The organism is Streptomyces sp. DSM 110735, from assembly GCF_016482685.1.
Taxonomy (GTDB): Bacteria; Actinomycetota; Actinomycetes; order Streptomycetales; family Streptomycetaceae; genus Streptomyces.
The window spans coordinates 1-16,207 of record NZ_JACYHF010000015.1 but is presented as its reverse complement, the minus strand read 5'-3'; the positions used below and the strand labels follow the sequence as shown (position 1 = coordinate 16,207).

15 protein-coding genes are annotated in these 16,207 nt (G+C 70.9%); 9 read left to right on the top strand and 6 right to left on the bottom strand.

Annotation, left to right across the window (positions count from 1 at the left end; genetic code table 11):
* Positions 1–21: 21 nt before the first annotated feature.
* The gene (gene pstS / locus IF655_RS21670) at positions 22–1,146 is read right to left on the bottom strand and encodes a phosphate ABC transporter substrate-binding protein PstS (protein ID WP_199586830.1); all 1,125 of its coding nucleotides are present in this window, start codon (positions 1,144–1,146) and stop codon (positions 22–24) included.
* A gap of 317 nt (positions 1,147–1,463) precedes the next feature.
* Here pstS and IF655_RS21665 point away from each other — a divergent pair, with 317 nt between their 5' ends.
* The gene (locus IF655_RS21665; RefSeq protein WP_199586673.1) at positions 1,464–3,038 is read left to right on the top strand and encodes an FAD-binding oxidoreductase; all 1,575 of its coding nucleotides are present in this window, start codon (positions 1,464–1,466) and stop codon (positions 3,036–3,038) included.
* 66 nt (positions 3,039–3,104) lie between these two features.
* Here the strand turns inward: IF655_RS21665 and IF655_RS21660 are convergent, their stop codons facing one another.
* The 4 genes from IF655_RS21660 to IF655_RS21645 form a co-directional block, all read right to left on the bottom strand.
* Entirely contained in the window at positions 3,105–3,833 is a 729-nt protein-coding gene (locus IF655_RS21660) for a phosphatase PAP2 family protein (protein WP_199586672.1), read from the bottom strand.
* 226 nt (positions 3,834–4,059) lie between these two features.
* A complete protein-coding gene (locus IF655_RS21655; protein ID WP_199586828.1) occupies positions 4,060–5,079 on the bottom strand; it encodes a bifunctional lytic transglycosylase/C40 family peptidase in 1,020 nt (339 codons plus the stop codon).
* A gap of 131 nt (positions 5,080–5,210) precedes the next feature.
* Positions 5,211–5,963 carry a serine protease gene (locus tag IF655_RS21650; protein ID WP_199586671.1) on the bottom strand — a complete coding sequence of 251 codons (753 nt, stop codon included), beginning with the start codon at positions 5,961–5,963 and terminating at the stop codon, positions 5,211–5,213.
* Between the two features lie 82 nt (positions 5,964–6,045).
* The gene (locus tag IF655_RS21645) at positions 6,046–6,993 is read right to left on the bottom strand and encodes an oxidoreductase (RefSeq protein WP_199586670.1); all 948 of its coding nucleotides are present in this window, start codon (positions 6,991–6,993) and stop codon (positions 6,046–6,048) included.
* Positions 6,994–7,064: 71 nt separating this feature from the next.
* Between IF655_RS21645 and IF655_RS21640 the strand changes: the two genes are divergently transcribed.
* From IF655_RS21640 to IF655_RS21610, 7 genes are all read left to right on the top strand, one after another.
* Positions 7,065–7,694: a TetR/AcrR family transcriptional regulator gene (locus IF655_RS21640; protein ID WP_374100312.1), complete on the top strand. Its 630-nt coding sequence runs from the start codon at positions 7,065–7,067 to the stop codon at positions 7,692–7,694.
* Positions 7,695–7,989: 295 nt separating this feature from the next.
* A complete protein-coding gene (locus tag IF655_RS21635; protein ID WP_018548503.1) occupies positions 7,990–8,298 on the top strand; it encodes a hypothetical protein in 309 nt (102 codons plus the stop codon).
* Positions 8,299–8,440: 142 nt separating this feature from the next.
* The gene (locus IF655_RS21630) at positions 8,441–9,247 is read left to right on the top strand and encodes a hypothetical protein (RefSeq protein WP_199586668.1); all 807 of its coding nucleotides are present in this window, start codon (positions 8,441–8,443) and stop codon (positions 9,245–9,247) included.
* Positions 9,237–10,583, top strand: coding sequence for a hypothetical protein (locus IF655_RS21625; protein WP_199586667.1), 1,347 nt, complete (start codon positions 9,237–9,239; stop codon positions 10,581–10,583). Before IF655_RS21630 ends, IF655_RS21625 begins: the two co-directional genes overlap by 11 nt.
* Positions 10,580–12,139 (top strand): SCO6880 family protein, encoded by a 1,560-nt coding sequence (locus IF655_RS21620; RefSeq protein WP_199586666.1) that lies wholly within the window; start codon positions 10,580–10,582, stop codon positions 12,137–12,139. The genes IF655_RS21625 and IF655_RS21620 overlap by 4 nt, the downstream gene beginning before the upstream one ends.
* A 9-nt stretch (positions 12,140–12,148) precedes the next feature.
* Positions 12,149–13,561, top strand: coding sequence for an ATP-binding protein (locus IF655_RS21615; RefSeq protein ID WP_199586665.1), 1,413 nt, complete (start codon positions 12,149–12,151; stop codon positions 13,559–13,561).
* Between the two features lie 43 nt (positions 13,562–13,604).
* The gene (locus tag IF655_RS21610; RefSeq protein ID WP_199586664.1) at positions 13,605–15,098 is read left to right on the top strand and encodes a type VI secretion protein; all 1,494 of its coding nucleotides are present in this window, start codon (positions 13,605–13,607) and stop codon (positions 15,096–15,098) included.
* On the opposite strand, the gene IF655_RS21605 is transcribed toward IF655_RS21610, so the two are convergent.
* Positions 15,087–15,647, bottom strand: coding sequence for a GNAT family N-acetyltransferase (locus IF655_RS21605; RefSeq protein WP_199586663.1), 561 nt, complete (start codon positions 15,645–15,647; stop codon positions 15,087–15,089). The two genes, IF655_RS21610 and IF655_RS21605, sit on opposite strands and share 12 nt — an antisense overlap.
* A gap of 92 nt (positions 15,648–15,739) precedes the next feature.
* Between IF655_RS21605 and IF655_RS21600 the strand changes: the two genes are divergently transcribed.
* The gene (locus tag IF655_RS21600) at positions 15,740–16,087 is read left to right on the top strand and encodes a hypothetical protein (RefSeq protein ID WP_199586662.1); all 348 of its coding nucleotides are present in this window, start codon (positions 15,740–15,742) and stop codon (positions 16,085–16,087) included.
* Positions 16,088–16,207: the final 120 nt, after the last annotated feature.

Genomic DNA, 16,207 nt, shown 5'->3' with positions numbered 1-16,207 from the left:
GGACCGCACACTCGGATCAGGTCAGCTCAGGCCGTCGATGGTGCTGCGGACCTTGGTGATGATCTCGTCGGGGATCGGGGCGTAGTCGTTCTCGCCGAGGACCTTCTGGCCGTCCTCGCTCGCGATGTAGCTCAGGAACGCCTTGGTGGCGGGCAGGGTGTCCGCCTTGTTGCCCTTGTCGCAGACGATCTCGTAGGTGACCAGGGTGATCGGGTAGGCGCCCTCGGCCTTGGTCTTGTAGTCGAGCTGCAGGGAGAGGTCCTTGCCGGTGCCGACGACCTTGGCGGCCGCGATGTCGGCGGTGGCGGAGTCGGTGGAGGGCTTCACCGGGGACTTGGCGCCGGTGTTGAGGGCGACCGTGTCGATGTCCTTGGCGTAGGACAGCTCGAAGTAGCCGATCGCGCCCTGGTTCTGCTTGACGCCCTGGGCCACACCGGCGGAGCCCGCCGCCGCCTGACCGCCCTTGGCCTGCCACGCCTTGCCGCCGGAGTACTTCCAGTTGTCCGGCGTGGTGCTCATCAGGTACTTGGTGAAGTTGTCCGTGGTGCCGGAGTCCTCCGAGCGGTGGAACGCCTGGATCTTCAGGTCGGGCAGCTTCGCCGAGGGGTTCAGCTTCTTGATCGCGGCGTCGTTCCACTTGGCGATCTTGCTGTCGAAGATCTTCGCGAGGGTCGGCGCGTCCAGGACCAGGTCCTTCACACCCGGGACGTTGTAGCCGATCGCGATCGGACCGCCCACCATCGGCAGGTCGATGCCCTGGCCGCCCTTGCAGATCTTCTTGGAGGCGGCGACCTCCTCCGGCTTCAGCGCGGAGTCCGAGCCGGCGAACGCGAGCTGGCCCTGGTTGAAGGAGGTGACACCGGCGCCCGAACCGGCGCCCTTGTAGTTGATCTGCACGCCGCACGCCTGCGAGAAGTTCTTCACCCAGGCGTCGATCGCGTTCTTCTGCGCGGAGGAGCCGTCCGCGAGGAGCTGGCCCTTCGCACCGTCGCACTTGATGGACCCGGCGCTCGCCGCGGAGGAGGAACCGCCACCCGCCTGCTTGCCGGTGTCGTCGGAGCCGCACGCCGTCAGGGCCAGGGCGCCGGAGACGGCGAGAGCACCGAGAGACAGGGCGCGCAGCCGGTTCTTGCGCTGAAGCATCACTTTCGGGAGTTCCTTCCAGGAGCCGCCGCAGCGGGCGGCGTGCGAAGTCAGGGGGACACGCGAGTGCATCTATGGCCGCACTCCGCATCTGGTACGGCCGAAATTAGGCAGAACAGGTGAAGCCGCCGATGGCCCGAAGTGAACGAGGGGTGAACCCCTGCCGTCGGCCCGGTGAGGTCACGGAACGCTCACGAGGAGGCCACGTGGAGATCCCGGCCCCGCACTCTTCTCACACCTTGTCACCCTTCCGTGGAACCCCGCCCGGTGGGGCGCCGTCTCGTTCCACGGGAAGGTCACGACGGCCGGAGGGCGGGGACATGCAACGGCGTACGTTCATCTCGGGAGGCGCCGCCGCGCTGGCCGCGACCGCGCTCGGCGCCTGCGAGGCGGCTCCGCGCCCGGCGGCGGGTCCCTCGTCGGCCACGCTGCCCTCCAGCACCACCGCCCTGACCGCCCACGGCACCCCCGGCTCCGGCTCGCCCGTCGCCAGGCCGTGGAGCGGGCTCGGCAAGGACCTCGACGGCACCCTGGTCCGCCCCGGCGACGCCAACTGGACCCCGGCGAGCAGGCTCTACAACACCCGCTTCGACGGGCTGCGCCCGGCCGCCGTCGCCTATCCGGCGCACACCGGCGACATCCGCACCGTCCTCGCCTACGCCCGCGCCCGCAAGATCAAGGTCGCGATCCGCAACGGCGGTCACTCCTACGGCGGTTACTCCTCCGGCGACGGGCGGCTGATCCTCGACGTCTCCGCACTGAACAAGGTGAGCGCGAGCGGCGGACAGGCGGTCGTCGGCGCGGGCGCCAAGCTGATCGACGTCTACCGGGGACTCGCCGCCAAGGGCGTCACCATCCCCGCCGGTTCCTGCCCCACCGTCGGCGTCTCCGGTCTGGTCCTCGGCGGCGGTCACGGCGTCGCCTCCCGCGCCTACGGGCTGACCTGCGACAACCTCACCCAGGCGACCCTGATCACGGCCGACGGCACCGAGGTCACCGCCGACGCCAAGCACCACGCCGACCTGTTCTGGGCACTGCGCGGCGCGGGCAACGGCAACTTCGGCGTCGTCACCGAGCTGCGCCTGCGCACCCACCCGGTGCCGAAGGCGGTGACGGCGTACCTCGCCTGGCCGTGGGCGAAGGCGGCGGCCGTGGTCAAGGCGTGGCAGGAGTGGGGTCCCGCGCAGCCGGACGAGATCTGGTCCGCGCTGCACCTGGAGTGCTCCCCGGGGCGCACCCCGACCGTCTCCGTCTCCTGCTTCTCCGTCGGCTCCTACGACGGTCTCCAGAACGCCGTGGACCGCCTCGCCCACAGCGCGGGCGCCAATGCCTCCTCGGTCAGCCTGCGCCGCCGGGGCTACGAGGAGGCCATGGAGATCTACGCGGGCTGCTCGACGTTCGCCACGGACGCCCAGTGCCATCTGCCGGGCACCGCGCCGGGCCGCTCCCCGCGCGGCGCGCTGCGCCGGGAGACCTACGCGGCGCACTCGGACTTCTTCGACCGCTCCCTGTCGGCGGCGGGCATCCAGACCCTGCTGAAGCATATCGGCGCGGTGCGCGGCGGCGCGGGCAGCGTCGCCCTCACCGCGCTCGGCGGCGCCGTCAACCGGGTCTCGCCCACCGCGACCGCCTTCGTGCACCGGCGCTCGCGGATGCTCGCCCAGTACATAGCCTCCTGGAGCGAGGGCACCTCCGGCACCACCGCCCGCTCCTGGCTGGACGCGGCACACGGCGCGATGCGGCCGTACGCGTCGGGAGCGGCGTACCAGAACTACACGGACCCGACGCTCACCGACTGGCGCACCGCGTACTACGGCACCGCCTCCGCCCGCCTGGCGGACGTGAAGAAGAGCTACGACCCGGACCGCTTCTTCGGCTACCCGCAGGGACTCTGACGCCGCCTCAGCGGCACCGGGGGGGCACCGAGGAGGACCGGCGGACCCGCGCCGCCGGGCAGCGCCCTACGCCGCCAGGTCCTTCTCGCCCGCGCCCGCCCCGGTGGCCCGGCGCCCGCCGGAGAGCACGGCGCCGTCCCGGTCGCCGGGGGCGGAACGACCGCGCACCAGCCAGCCCGCGCGCTCAGAGCGCTCGATCGCCTTCATCAGGGGGGTGAGCAGAGCCGTGGCGGGCGGGGAGAGCAGCAGCGCGACCGCCGTGCCCAGCGCGAAGCCGCCGATCACGTCGGTCGGGTAGTGCACGCCCATGTAGACCCGGCAGAAGCCCTCGAGCAGGGCGAGCGCGATGCCCGCCATGCCGAAGCGGCGGTTGGCGACGAACAGACCGACGGCCATCGCCATGGTGATCGTCGCGTGGTCGCTGCAGAACGAGAAGTCGCTCTTGCCCGCGATCAGGACGTCGAGCCCCTGATGGTCGACGAACGGCCGGGGCCGCTCGACGAAGTTGCGGATCGGCGCGTTCACCACGACGGCGAGCGCCGCCGCGAGCGGCGCCCACACCAGCGCGGCCACCCCCGGCGCCGCCTCCCTGCCGCCCCGGCGCCGCACGCTCAGCCAGCAGCCGAGGATGAGCAGCACCATGGCGACGGGCAGCCCGTACTCGCCGACGAACTCCATGACCCGGTCGAACCAGTGCGGCGCGGACTTCGCCAGGCCGTTGATGTCGTACAGCAGCTCGACGTCGGGGTTCGATCCGGATTCGGCGAGTACAGCCGATGCGGCGAGTACAGCCATGGTGCTGCGGCCCCTTCGTCGTCTTCCCGGCACGCCTGGTGCGCGCCGTCCGGCCCCCGTGGTTCGTAGATCCGCTTCCGCTGCACTGCGCACTGACGTCCGCTCGGCTACGCCAACAGGAACGCACAGCCCCTGCCGGTGCGTTCCACCCTCCACCGAATGATCACGCAGACGTTATCGAAGAGAGACTCATCGCCGCAGCTCAGGGGGTTGGTTCACGCTGTGCTCACACCTTCGTGGGCAGTGCTTTCGCGCCATCCTCGGTGACACGGGTGGCACCGAAGTACTCGGAGGTGTCGATGGGATCGAACCGGATCACCGCCCCGGTACGGGGGGCGTCGATCATATAGCCGCCGCCGACATAGATGCCCACGTGGTGGATGGCACGTGAATCGGTCAGGTCGTGCGAGAAGAACACCAGGTCCCCCGGGAGCAGTTGGTCCCGCGAGGGATGCGGTCCCGCGTTGTACTGGTCGTTGGCCACCCGGGGCAGGCTGATCCCCACGCTCGCGTACGACGCCTTGGTCAGCCCCGAGCAGTCGAACCGGCCGTTCTGCGCCGCCGTGCCGTTCCCGCCCCACAGATACGGCGTCCCGAGCTTGCTCTGCGCGAACCCGATCGCCCCGGCCGCCTGCCGGGACGGGTCGATACGGGTCTCGGGCGCCGCGAAGCTCTTCGAGAGCGCGCGGATGCGCTTGACGTAGTTCTGCGTCTCGGAGATGGCGGGAACACCGCCGGATCTGATGACCCGGTAGGCGCCCGCGTTGTAGGCGGCGAGCATGTTGTCGCTGGTGTTGCCGGGCACGTCCTTGACGTACTTGGCCAGTTCGCAGTCGTAGGAGGCGGCGGAGGGGATCGCGTCGTCCGGGTTCCAGATGTCCCGCTTGCCGTCGCCGTTGCCGTCGATGCCGTGCGTCGCCCAGGTGCTCGGGATGAACTGCGCGATGCCGCGTGCGTCGGCCGGGCTGGTGACGGTCGGGTTCCAGCCGCTCTCCTGGTAGAGCTGCGCGGCGAGCAGGGCGGGGGTGAGCGCGGGGCACAGATTGCCCCACCGCTGCACGAGGTTCTGGTACGCGGCCGGCACGGCGCCCTTGGCGAGCCCCCTGCCCCCGGCGACGACCCCGTTCACGAGGTTCCCGCCGACGACGTACACCCCGACGACGAGCAGCATGACGAAGCCCATGCCGAGCCCTACGGCGGCCCCGCCGATCACCCATACCTTCCGCACGCCCCAACACTGCCCCATGGACGCGCGGTTCATCGCCATTTCTTGTCGAAGTGGCGTCATTTCACGCAGGATCCCGGGCAGATGACGCTTTTACGGCTGTCGGCGGACGGTGCCCCTTCGGCGGATGCTCCTTCGGCGGACGGTGCTCCTCAGCCCGCCGCCGCGCGCTCGTACAACCGGGCAGCCCCGCGCCCCAGCACCACGCTGTAGGAGACGTCCGCGGTGGAACCCCCGCGCTCGTGCCCGCCGAGCACCCCGACGACCTGTCCGTCCCCGTTGATCCAGGGACTGCCACTGGTGCCCCCGGTGAAGTCCGGGCAGGCGATGCGCTGTTGGGTACGGCTGTGCGCGACGGGCTTGTTGGTGCAGCGGATCGGCACCTCGCGCGCGTCGGGATAGCCGGTCACGGTCACGGCGGTCGCGCCGGTGGCCGTACCGGTGACGAACCGGTTGCCGCCCACGACGTCCTCGACCCGCCTGCCGCCCCGCTCGTCGAGGTGCGCGAAGGCCACGTCGCTGTCCTCGTCCCACCCCTCGGGCACGACCCGCGCCCCGAGTTTCCACACCCCGTACGGCGCCCAGCCGTCCCGGTACCCCGGCGCGAACACCAGGTCGCCGCGGACCCCGTCCAGACAGTGCGCGGCGGTGACGATCAGGTCCCGGTGCGCGCTGTGCACCACGGAGGCGGTGCAGTAGTGCCCGCCTTCGAGCCGCCCGCCCCGGTCCGCCTGGAACAGCGCCCCCACCCGGGACCCCCGCGCCGACACACCGGCCACGGCCGTGACCCCGAGGGGTCCCGGCCCGTCGTCGGCGGCGGCCACGGACGCCGACGTCAGGGCGAGCATCACCACCGCCCCGAGCAACGCGGGCCGGGACGTGACCGGGATGCGAGTGCGCTTCATCAGGGGTCACTGTTCCCCGGGGAGGTGAGAAACCCGCTGCGACTCTCTGAGATTTTCCTGTGAAGCGCTCGCGCCCCGGGCGTCACGCCCGGCTGTCGCCCCCGGCCGCGGCCGGTGCCGTCAGCCCCCAGCCCACGCCCGTCAGCTCCTCCGAGAGGGTCCACAGGCGGCGCGCCGCCCCGGGGTCGCTGGCGGCGTGGCTGCGCCCGGCGAGGGCGGGGGCGCCGCGCATCCCGCCGAGCCCGCCGGGACCGACGTAGGAGGCGCCGGGCAGGTCCTGGGTGGCGGCGTAGAGGGTGGGCAGGGCGCCGCCCCGGTCGTCCTGGGCGAAGACCTTGTTGCCGACGGCCATGAAGCCCCGCATCAGCGGGTTCGCGGCGTGGCTCTGCAGGTTGGTGGCGGCGTACCCGGGGTGGGCGGCGAGGGCGCGCACCGGGGAGCCCGCCTCGGCCAGACGGCGCTGGAGCTCCAGGGTGAACAGGAGGTTGGCCAGCTTGGACTGGGCGTAGGCGCGCGTCGGGGTGTAGCGGCCGCGCAGGTTCGGGTTGTCGAAGTCGATCACGCCGTCGCCGCCCCGGTGCAGCTCGGAGGAGACGGTCACGATCCGCTCGGTGAGGTGCGGGAGCAGCAGGTTGGTGAGGGCGAAGTGCCCGAGGTGGTTGGTGCCGAACTGGGTCTCGAAGCCCTGCTCGGTCCGCCCTTCCGGGAGCATCATCACGCCCGCGTTGTTGACCAGCAGGTCCAGCGGTCCCGACCACGCCTTTGCGAAGGCGCGCACCGAGTCCAGGTCCGCCAGGTCCAGGCGGCGCACCTCGGTGCTGCCGGGCACCCGTGCCGCCGCCGCCTCGCCCCGCGCGGGGTCGCGCACCGCGAACACCACGTGCGCCCCGGCCCGGGCCAGCGCGTCGGCGGCGGCGAACCCGATGCCGCTGTTGGCACCGGTGACCACGGCCGTGCGGCCGCTCTGGTCGGGAAGCTGGGACGCGTTCCATGCGCGCGCTCGGCGCGCCTTGTCGCTCGTATCGGCCATACCCCCAAAGTAGGCATCGACAACAATGATGTCAACGACAACAAAGCTGGCGTCGTCAACATCGGGATACCATGACGCCCATGCCGCGCACCGCCACAACCCGCCCGTACCACCACGGAGACCTGCGCGCCGCCCTGCTCGAGAGCGCCGAACGCACCCTGCGCGAGAAGGGCGCGGGCGCCCTCTCCCTGCGCGAGCTGGCCCGCGCCACCGGCGTCAGCCACGCGGCACCCGGCCGCCACTTCAAGGACAAGCAGGCTCTCCTCGACGCCCTCGCCCTCGACGGCTACGAACGCCTGGACCGCACCCTGACCGCCGCCACCGCCACGGGTCCCGGCGCGGTCCCCGGCGCGGACCTCGACCGGCGCATGACCGCCCTCGCCCGCGCCTACCTCGGCTTCGCGGTCGAGAACCCCGAACTCCTGGAGCTGATGTTCGCGCGCAAGCACGAGCCCGCAGGCTCCGAGCACCTCGCGGCCGCCGTCGACCGCACCCTCGGCTCCCTCACCCGGCTGTTCACCGACGCCCAGGAGCGCGGCGAGATCGTCCAGGGCGACCCCGAGCGCATCACCCTGGTCGCCGCCGCGAGCCTGCACGGGCTGGCCGCCCTCATCGCGAGCTGCGCCCTGGACGCCGACGAGGCGATGGCGGGTCTCGACGAACACGTCCGCCTTCTGCTGCACGGACTCAAGCCCCGCTGAACTCCCGCACCCCGTGAGAACATCGACTCGACGTCTCACCCGACCAGCCGTCAGAAACCGTTTCAGGCCATAGAAAGGCCCAACGACGAAACCTCACCCCAGGTTTCGCACCTGCGTCGTTGCCCGGCGTGACCTGCCGTGATACACAGAGTCACCGTACGAAGTATTCGTACGAAACCCGCCAGTCAATGACGTCAAGTCGACATACGTCGGCGACGTTGTCGGCGAGAATGAGGCGTGACCTCTGCACACCGCGGGGTCCTCTCGGAACTACCCATCAGGGGCGGTGACTTACATGCTCTTCGCGGCCGACAAGGGAGACATCAACACCATCATCGGCGGGATCGCTCCGGACTGGGGCCCCTTCGGCACCCTGGGCAACGAAGCGAAGGTGATGATCGAGGTGGTGATGGCCGTCGCCATCCTGCTCTGCCTCGGCATCGCGGTCTGGGGCGCGGCCAAGCAGCGCATCGGCGCGACGGCACTCCGCGACACCTTCAGCGCGGAACAGGGCAAGGGACTCATCATCGCGGGTCTGACCGGGGTGTTCATCATCGGCTCCCTCGGCACGCTGTTCACGATCGTGTACGGCATGGCGGTCTGACGCTCCCCCTCTCGTCCCATCCGTCCGTCGTGCCCACCGGCTGAGGTTGCGTTTCCCTGATGTCGAGTCACCACACCGCGCCCGCGCGGGAACCAGCACGGCTACCGTCGTATGTCTACGAGGCGGAGAGGGCGTACGCGGCATGAGTCCCGGAGACGAGCACGGCTACCCCGACACGGGCCGCACCCGCACCCGCCTGCCCGAGGACCCCTACACCAACTCCCCCCGCCGCACCTCCTCCCGCAGCCTGGTCACGGTCGTCGGCGTGGTCGTCCTCCTGATCGCGGCGATCGCCTTCGCGAACCGGGGCACCTCGTCCAAGGACGACGGCGCCAAGGCACGGACGGTCGAGCCGGAAGCCGCGCCGACGGCACCCTCGGGAACCAAGCCGGTGGGGACGAAGAACACCGGGGTACCGACCGGTTTCGCGCACACCGCGCAGGGAGCGCAGTCGGCCGCCTCGAACTACGCCGTGGCACTGGGCTCGACGAGCATGTTCCAGCGGGACAGCCGCCACGCCCTCCTGAAGGTCCTCTACACCCCCACCGCGGCAGCCTCCCTCCAGCAGCCCATGGACAAGGCGTACTCGGCCCAGTTCCTGGCGCGGATGGGCCTCGACGCGCAGGGCAACCCCCCGAAGAACAGCACGTTCGTCTCCCGCGTGGTGCCGATCGGCACCTCGGTGCGCGCGTACGACGACGACAAGGCGAAGATCGCGGTCTGGTACACGGGGCTCATCGGCATGGCAGGCAGCGACTCCACCGACCCCGTCACCTCCTCGTGGAAGACCTGGACGTTCGACCTCGAGTGGTCCGGCGGCGACTGGAAGATCGCCGCCGACACCCAGAAGGACGGCCCGGCCCCGGTGCCCGGTGACGACAAGGCCGCCACCTCCGACGAGATCAGCAAGGCCACCGAAGAGTACGGAGGGTTCACGTATGCCCGGTAACCCGCGACGTGCACTCCGCCTCGCGAGCATCGTGACAGCCGTACAGACGGCCGCCGTGCTCACGGCCACCGCCGCCTTCGCCGCGCCGTCCCCTCCGGCCACCCCCTCCGGCAGCCCCTCGCCGTCCTCCGGGGCGGACTGCAGCATCATCCCGGGCGAGGCCAAGAAGTACTGCGAGCGGGGCAACGCCCGCAGCGGGTCCGGCGGCGCCACCACCCCGGACGTCACCTCCCCGCTCGACCCCCTCTCCTCCCTCGCCAAGGGCTGTGCCGACGCCGCCTCCTGGACCATTCAGAAGCTGAGCCATGCGGTGAAGGAGACGGCGAACGTCGACTTCACGAATCAGAAGTTCCTGCAGCAGTACGCGATCGTGTTCGCGGCGTCGACGATCCTGACGCTCGTCCTGTGGCTGCTGGCGGTAGCCAAGCGCGCCGTGCGCGGCGTCCCCCTCACCACCGCCATCTCCGAAGCCGTCGGCTTCCTGTGGCTCACCGTGCTCGCCTCCGCCTTCACCCCGCTGATCCTGTACACCGTCGTCTCCGCGACCGACGGCGTCACCGACGTCCTCGCCAAGGCGACCGGCGACCAGGCGGACGCGTTCTTCGGCACCTTCTCCGGCGCCCTCGGCAAGGGCGACGACATCGGCGGCGGACCGATCATGCTGATCGTCGTCTCCCTGGTCAGCATCCTCGCCGCGGGCGTCCTCTGGCTGGAGCTGGTCATCCGCGCCGCCCTGCTCTACGTCGGCGCCCTCCTCGGCACCGTCGTCTACGCCGGACTCGTCGACAAGAACCTCTGGGGCCACGTCCGCCGCTGGGCCGGGATCATGATCGCCGTCATCCTGGTCAAACCGGTCATCGTCATCGTGCTCGGTCTCGCCGGCGCCCTCTCCGGCGACAACGGCCCGGACGCCTTCGGCGCCGTCGTCTCCGGTCTCGCCATCATCCTGCTCGCCATCTTCGCCAGCGCGATGATCTACCGCTTCGTCCCCGGCTTCGGCGACGAGATCGCCGGCTCCCGCAACAACCGCATCATGCAGGGCGCCGAGAACAAGGCCGCCGCCGTCATCAGCTCCCCCGCCACCCTCGTCGCCCAGGGCATCAAGACCCACAGCACCCGCGCCGACAGCAACGCGGGCGGCGGCGGAGGCGGCGGGTCCACCCCCCGCCCCGCCAACCCCGCCAGCGGCGGCGTGGCCGCCCACAGCGGCCGTACCCCGCAAGGAGGCGGCGGCGCGGCGACCCCCGCGCCCCGCGCCCCCAGCCCGGCCGCCACCCCGCACGCCGGAGACACCCGCAACAGCAGCACCAACCGCACTGGAGGTGAAGGGCGTTGACGACCGAGTCCCATCTGTCCCATCCGGTCACGCCCCGCCGTACGTATCTCATCGGCCGGGCCCGGCCGAACGCGATCATCGGCCGCAACCGCGAGTCCGGCGAGATCGCGCTCATCGTCGTCGGCGCCTTCCTCGGCATGATGTGCGGCCTCCTCGTCCCCGCGCTCCCGCTGCGCATCGTGCTCCTGACCGGCTTCCCGCTGCTCGCGCTCGCCGCCGTCTACGTGCCGTACAAGCGCCGCACCTTCTACAAGTGGTTCGAGATCAACCGCAGTTACAAGCGCACCGTCAAGCGCGGCGCCACCTACCGCTCCACCGTCATGGAGGCGGGCACCCGCCTGGACGGCCGCGAGGTCGAGATCGGCCCGCCGCCCGGCATCGGCCGCATCAACTGGCTCGCCGCCCCCTTCGGTCCCGACGAGATCGCCGTCCTGCTCCACGCCGACCGCAAGACCGTCACCGCCGCCATCGAGATCGAGGGTCCCGGCGTCGGACTGCGCGACTCCGAGGACCAGGAAGCCCTCGTCGACCGCTTCGGCACCCTCCTCAAGCACGTGGCCAACGGCGACGGCTTCGTCCGGCGCATCCAGATGCTCGCCCGCACCCTGCCCGCCGACCCCGACGCCCACGCCAAGGACGTCGCGCTGCGCGGCGACGGACGCTCCCCCGAGTGGCTCCAGCGCTCCTACGACCAGCTCCAGTCCATGGTCTCCACGAGCAGCGAGCAGCACCGCGCCTATCTGGTCGCCTGCATGCCGTTCAACCGCGAACTCGCCTCCGAGGCACACGCCATGGCCCGCGCCGCCCGCCCCCAGGCGGGTCGCAGGCTCGACCGCGACGCCGGGCTCGCCATCGTCATGGCCCGCGAGCTGACCGACATCTGCTCACGGCTCCAGGAAGCCGACATCCGCGTCCGCCAGCCGCTCGGCCAGAGCCGCCTGGCCTCCCTCGTGCACTCCATGTACGACCCGGACCACCCCATCGACCACATCCAGGCCATGACCAAGCGCAACGCCTGGCCCGCCGAACTCGACGCCATGGAGCCCACCTACCTCCAGGCCAAGACCCGCGAGTCCTCCACCCGCGCCCCCTGGTGCCACGCCACCGCCTGGGTGAAGGAGTGGCCGATGACCCCCGTCGGCGTCAACTTCCTCGCCCCGCTGCTCGTCCACACCCCGGACGTCATCCGCACGGTCGCCGTCACCATGGACCTCGAACCCACCGAGGTCGCCATCGAGCGCATGCTCACCGAGAAGACCAACGACGAGGCCGAGGCGTCCCGCGCCGCCAAGATGAACCGCACCGTCGACCCGCGCGACATCGCCGCCCACAACCGCCTCGACCAGCGCGGCGAAGACCTCGCCAGCGGCGCGGCCGGCGTCAACCTCGTCGGGTACATCACCGTCTCCGCCCGCTCACCGGAGGCCCTCAACCGCGACAAGCGCACCATCCGGGCCTCCGCGGGCAAGTCGTACCTCAAGCTGGAGTGGTGCGACCGCGAGCACCACCGCGCGTTCGTGAACACCCTCCCGTTCGCCACCGGCATCCGAAGGTAGGGGCTCTCCATGCGAGATCCGCTGTCCGCCGTCACCGACGCCTTCACGTCCTTCCTCTTCGGGAAGGTCGAGACCACCCGCCTCCCGGTGCGCACCTCCACCGGCCAGGCCCAGGCGGTCTACCTCCCCACCGCGGCCCCCGGCCTCGGTGACTCCGGCGTCATCATCGGCCGCGAGGTCTACTCCGGGAAGGGGTACATCTACGACCCCTTCCAGCTCTACGGCCAGCAGCTCCCCGCCCCGCACTGGCTCGTCCTCGGCGAGTCCGGCAACGGCAAGTCGGCGCTGGAGAAGACCTACGTCCTGCGCCAGTTGCGCTTCCGGGACCGCCAGGTCGTCGTCCTGGACGCCCAGGGCGAGGACGGCGTCGGCGAATGGAACCTCATCGCGGAGGAGCTGGGGATAACCCCCATCCGGCTCGACCCGACCGCCGCCCTCAACCACGGCATCCGCCTCAACCCGCTCGACCCCGCGATCACCACCACGGGCCAGCTCGCGCTGCTCCGCACGATCATCGAGGTCGCCATGGGCCACGGTCTGGACGAACGCGCGGGCTTCGCCCTCAAGGTCGCCCACTCCTACGTCAACGAGACCATCGTCGACCGCCAGCCCGTCCTCACCGACATCGTCGAGCAACTGCGCCACCCCGAACCGGAGTCGGCGGAGGCGATGAACGTCGCCCTGGACGACGTACGCGCCTGGGGTCTGGACGTCGCCCTGGTCATCGACCGCCTGGTCGACGGCGACCTGCGGGGCATGTTCGACGGTCCGACCACGGTCGGCATCGACCTGGACGCCCCGCTGATCGTCTTCGACCTCTCCCACATCGACCGCAACTCCATCGCCATGCCCATCCTCATGGCGATCGTCGGCGTGTGGCTGGAGCACACCTGGATCAGGCCCGACCGCAAGAAGCGCATCTTCCTGGTCGAAGAAGCCTGGCACATCATCAACAGCCCGTTCGTGGCCCAGTTGTTCCAGCGGCTGCTGAAGTTCGGCCGCCGCCTCGGACTCTCCTTCGTCGCGGTCGTCCACCACCTCTCCGACGTGGTCGACGGCGCCGCCGCCAAGGAAGCCGCCGCGATCCTGAAGATGGCGTCGACCAGGACGATCTACGCCCAGAAAGCCGACGAGGCACGGGCGACGGGACGCGTACTGGGGCTGCCCCGCTGGGCCGTCGAGATCATCCCGACGCTCACCCCCGGCATCGCCGTCTGGGACGTCAACGGCAACGTCCAGGTGGTCAAACACCTGATCACCGAGACCGAACGCCCCCTGGTCTTCACCGACCGCGCGATGACCGAGTCCTCCAGCGAGCTGTCGGCCGACGACGCGCTCTTCGCCGCCGAGCTGGAGGCGGAGCGCCGGGCGGCCGCCTTCGTAGAACAACACCTGGGCGACTCCGAATCGACGGTCGCGTAGACGACGACGCCGGTGGCATGACGGAGAGGGCGAGGAAGCACGCGTGAGAGCGGACGACCGAGGCGGCAGCGGCGCGGGGCAGGAGACCCGGGGCGGCGTCCCCGACGGGCTGCTCCTGGGCCTGCTCGCCTTCCTCCTCGGCATGACCCTGCTGGTGTGGACGGCGACGGGACTGGGCGCTCTGCTCGCCAAGGGCGGCTGGCCCGCCCCGCTCGCCTTCACCCGCACCCCGCTCGCCATGCGCCACCTCATCGGCGACCCCCACGACATCGCGGGCGCCTGGCCCGGCACCCCACCGGACGACCTGCCCAACTGGGGACTGTTCTGGGGACTGTTCATCGGCCAGCTCATGATCCTGTTCGTCCTGGCGGTGTTCGTGCTCGGCACGTTCGCCCGCTGGCGCGCGGGCAAGGCACGCCGCGCTGTCGCGCCCACGCCCTCGCCCTCGCCCTCGCCACAGGAGGTCGCCGCACCGGTCCACGAGGTCTCCGTACCCCGCCCGGAGCCCACCCCCCAGGCAACCCAGGAGCCCCGGGCAGCCCAGGAGCCTCAGGAGACCGAACCCCCGCTCCCGGAAGCCCCCGTGGCGGCTCCCACCGCCCCCCTCCCCGCCGTGAGCCCCGTCTTCTACGGCACCCCCGAAGACCGCCGTACGACAGCCGCCCAGGCCCTCCAGGACGCCCCCGGCGCCGCCGTGGTCGTCACCTCCGACCCGGCGCTGTGGGCGGCCACCAAGGACGCCCGCGCCAAGCTCGGCCCAACCCTCCTGTACGACCCCACCCACCGCTGCGACACCCCCGCTCGCCTCCACTGGTCCCCGACGGCGGGCTGCGAGGACAAGGCGACGGCACTGGAGCGAGCGACCGCCCTCCTCGCCCCCGTACGCCCCTCGGCGAAGATCGACCAGGCGGTCACGGACACCGCCGTCACCCTGCTGCGAAGCTGTCTGCACGCCGCCGCCCTGGACGGCCGCACCGTCCGCCACGTCCACCGCTGGGCCCAGGGCACCCAGATCCAGGACGCGGTCCGCGTCCTGCGCACCCACCCCAAGGCCGCGCCCGGCGCCGCGGGCGAACTCGAGGCGGCGCTCACCGCGCACCCCGAACGCCGCGACATCGCCCAGGAACTGACCGGCCGTGCACTCTCCGCCCTCGCCACGGTCAACGTCCGCGAGTCCTGCACTCCGCACCGAACCGACACGCTCGCCCTGGATTCCTTCGTCCACGAAGGGGGCACGCTCTATGTGGTCGGTGAAACCATCGAGGACCCCCGCACAAGCCCGGGCGCGATGCCCCTGCTGACGGCCCTCGTCTCCAGCGTGGTCGAGCACGGCCGGCGCATGGCCGAACGGTCATCCTCCGGTCGGCTCGACCCACCACTGACCCTGGTCCTGGAGGACGTGGCAGCCGTCGCCCCCGTCCCCCAGCTCCCCGGACTCCTGGCCACCGGCATCACCCAGGGCCTCGACACCCGGGCCCTGCTCCGCTCCCGCGAACAGGCGAGGGCCCGCTGGCCGCACGAGGAGCTAACGGTCTAGGGCGAACTCCAGCTCGTTGGCCGTCTCGTCGTTGGAGAAGGCCAGGACAAGCCCGGTGGGCCCGAACCCCGCCTTCAGATAAGCCTTCTGCGCCCGCTCGTTCTCCTCGTGCACGAACAGCCGCACCCGCTCGGCGTCCTGCTCCCACGCCCACGCCACACCGGCCTCCAGCAGAGCCTGGATCAGCCCGTTGCCCCGGTGACCGTCCCGCAGGAACACCCCGACGACATGCCCCTGCCGCCGCTCGACCGGATGCCCCGCCCAGTCCACGGTGCCCGGCTGCTCCATGAGCACGGTCACCGACCCGACCCAGCTCCCGTCGGCCGCCTCGGCGATGAACTGCCGCCCCTTGGTGGCCCCTTCCGCCGCCAGCTCGGTCCGCTCCCGCCAGAACCGGTCCTCCTTCTCGACAGCGTTCTCGTACGTGTCCAGAAAGGCGAGCGCCGCGACCGGATCGCGCAGAGCGACCAGCCGCAGCTCCTTCACCCGCTCCCACTCGTCGGCGCGTATCCCCCGGACCACGTAATCAGCGACATCCACAGAGCTCATACGTTTCACGCTAATACCGGCACCCCACCCGCTCCCAGCGGATTTCCGCAACCCGTCCACGCGTTGTCGGCGGACCGCCCTAGGGTGCCCGCATGACCACACTCTCCGCCCGGCCGCACATGGCCGTCCTCGTCATCGACGTCCAGAACGGCGTGTTGGATCAGTCCTCCGACGCGGGCCTCCCGAAGGACAGCAAGGAGTGGGAGTACGTCCCCGAGCTGGAGCGCCGTGCCGATGAGCCGCTGATCCACAAGCTCTACGCGGACTCCTTCGACGACACCGACCTGGTGGTCGGCGACGCCCGCACGACGGACGACATGACGCAGTACAGCGCCCCGACACCGGACCTGGTCATCGCCCACACCAACCTCTACTGGAAGTCCCACCGCGCACCGGGCCGCGAGGCCGACGTCGTGGAAACGGCGGACATCACTTTCTGAAAAGGCGACCTGGAAAAGGGCCTGGGAAAATGTCCTGTCCCGGAACGCAGAAAACCCCCGCACCAACGGTGCGGGGGTTTTCCCTAAAATTTGTTCGGCGGCGTCCTACTCTCCCACAAG

Coding starts and splice junctions, on each gene's coding strand:
- IF655_RS21665 (WP_199586673.1), top strand. CDS start 1,464: ATGCAACGGCGTACGTTCATCTCGGGAGGCGCCGCCGCGCTGGCCGCG.
- IF655_RS21660 (WP_199586672.1), bottom strand. CDS start 3,833: ATGGCTGTACTCGCCGCATCGGCTGTACTCGCCGAATCCGGATCGAAC.
- IF655_RS21655 (WP_199586828.1), bottom strand. CDS start 5,079: ATGGGGCAGTGTTGGGGCGTGCGGAAGGTATGGGTGATCGGCGGGGCC.
- IF655_RS21650 (WP_199586671.1), bottom strand. CDS start 5,963: ATGAAGCGCACTCGCATCCCGGTCACGTCCCGGCCCGCGTTGCTCGGG.
- IF655_RS21645 (WP_199586670.1), bottom strand. CDS start 6,993: ATGGCCGATACGAGCGACAAGGCGCGCCGAGCGCGCGCATGGAACGCG.
- IF655_RS21640 (WP_374100312.1), top strand. CDS start 7,065: ATGACGCCCATGCCGCGCACCGCCACAACCCGCCCGTACCACCACGGA.
- IF655_RS21635 (WP_018548503.1), top strand. CDS start 7,990: ATGCTCTTCGCGGCCGACAAGGGAGACATCAACACCATCATCGGCGGG.
- IF655_RS21630 (WP_199586668.1), top strand. CDS start 8,441: ATGAGTCCCGGAGACGAGCACGGCTACCCCGACACGGGCCGCACCCGC.
- IF655_RS21625 (WP_199586667.1), top strand. CDS start 9,237: ATGCCCGGTAACCCGCGACGTGCACTCCGCCTCGCGAGCATCGTGACA.
- IF655_RS21615 (WP_199586665.1), top strand. CDS start 12,149: ATGCGAGATCCGCTGTCCGCCGTCACCGACGCCTTCACGTCCTTCCTC.
- IF655_RS21605 (WP_199586663.1), bottom strand. CDS start 15,647: ATGAGCTCTGTGGATGTCGCTGATTACGTGGTCCGGGGGATACGCGCC.
- IF655_RS21600 (WP_199586662.1), top strand. CDS start 15,740: ATGACCACACTCTCCGCCCGGCCGCACATGGCCGTCCTCGTCATCGAC.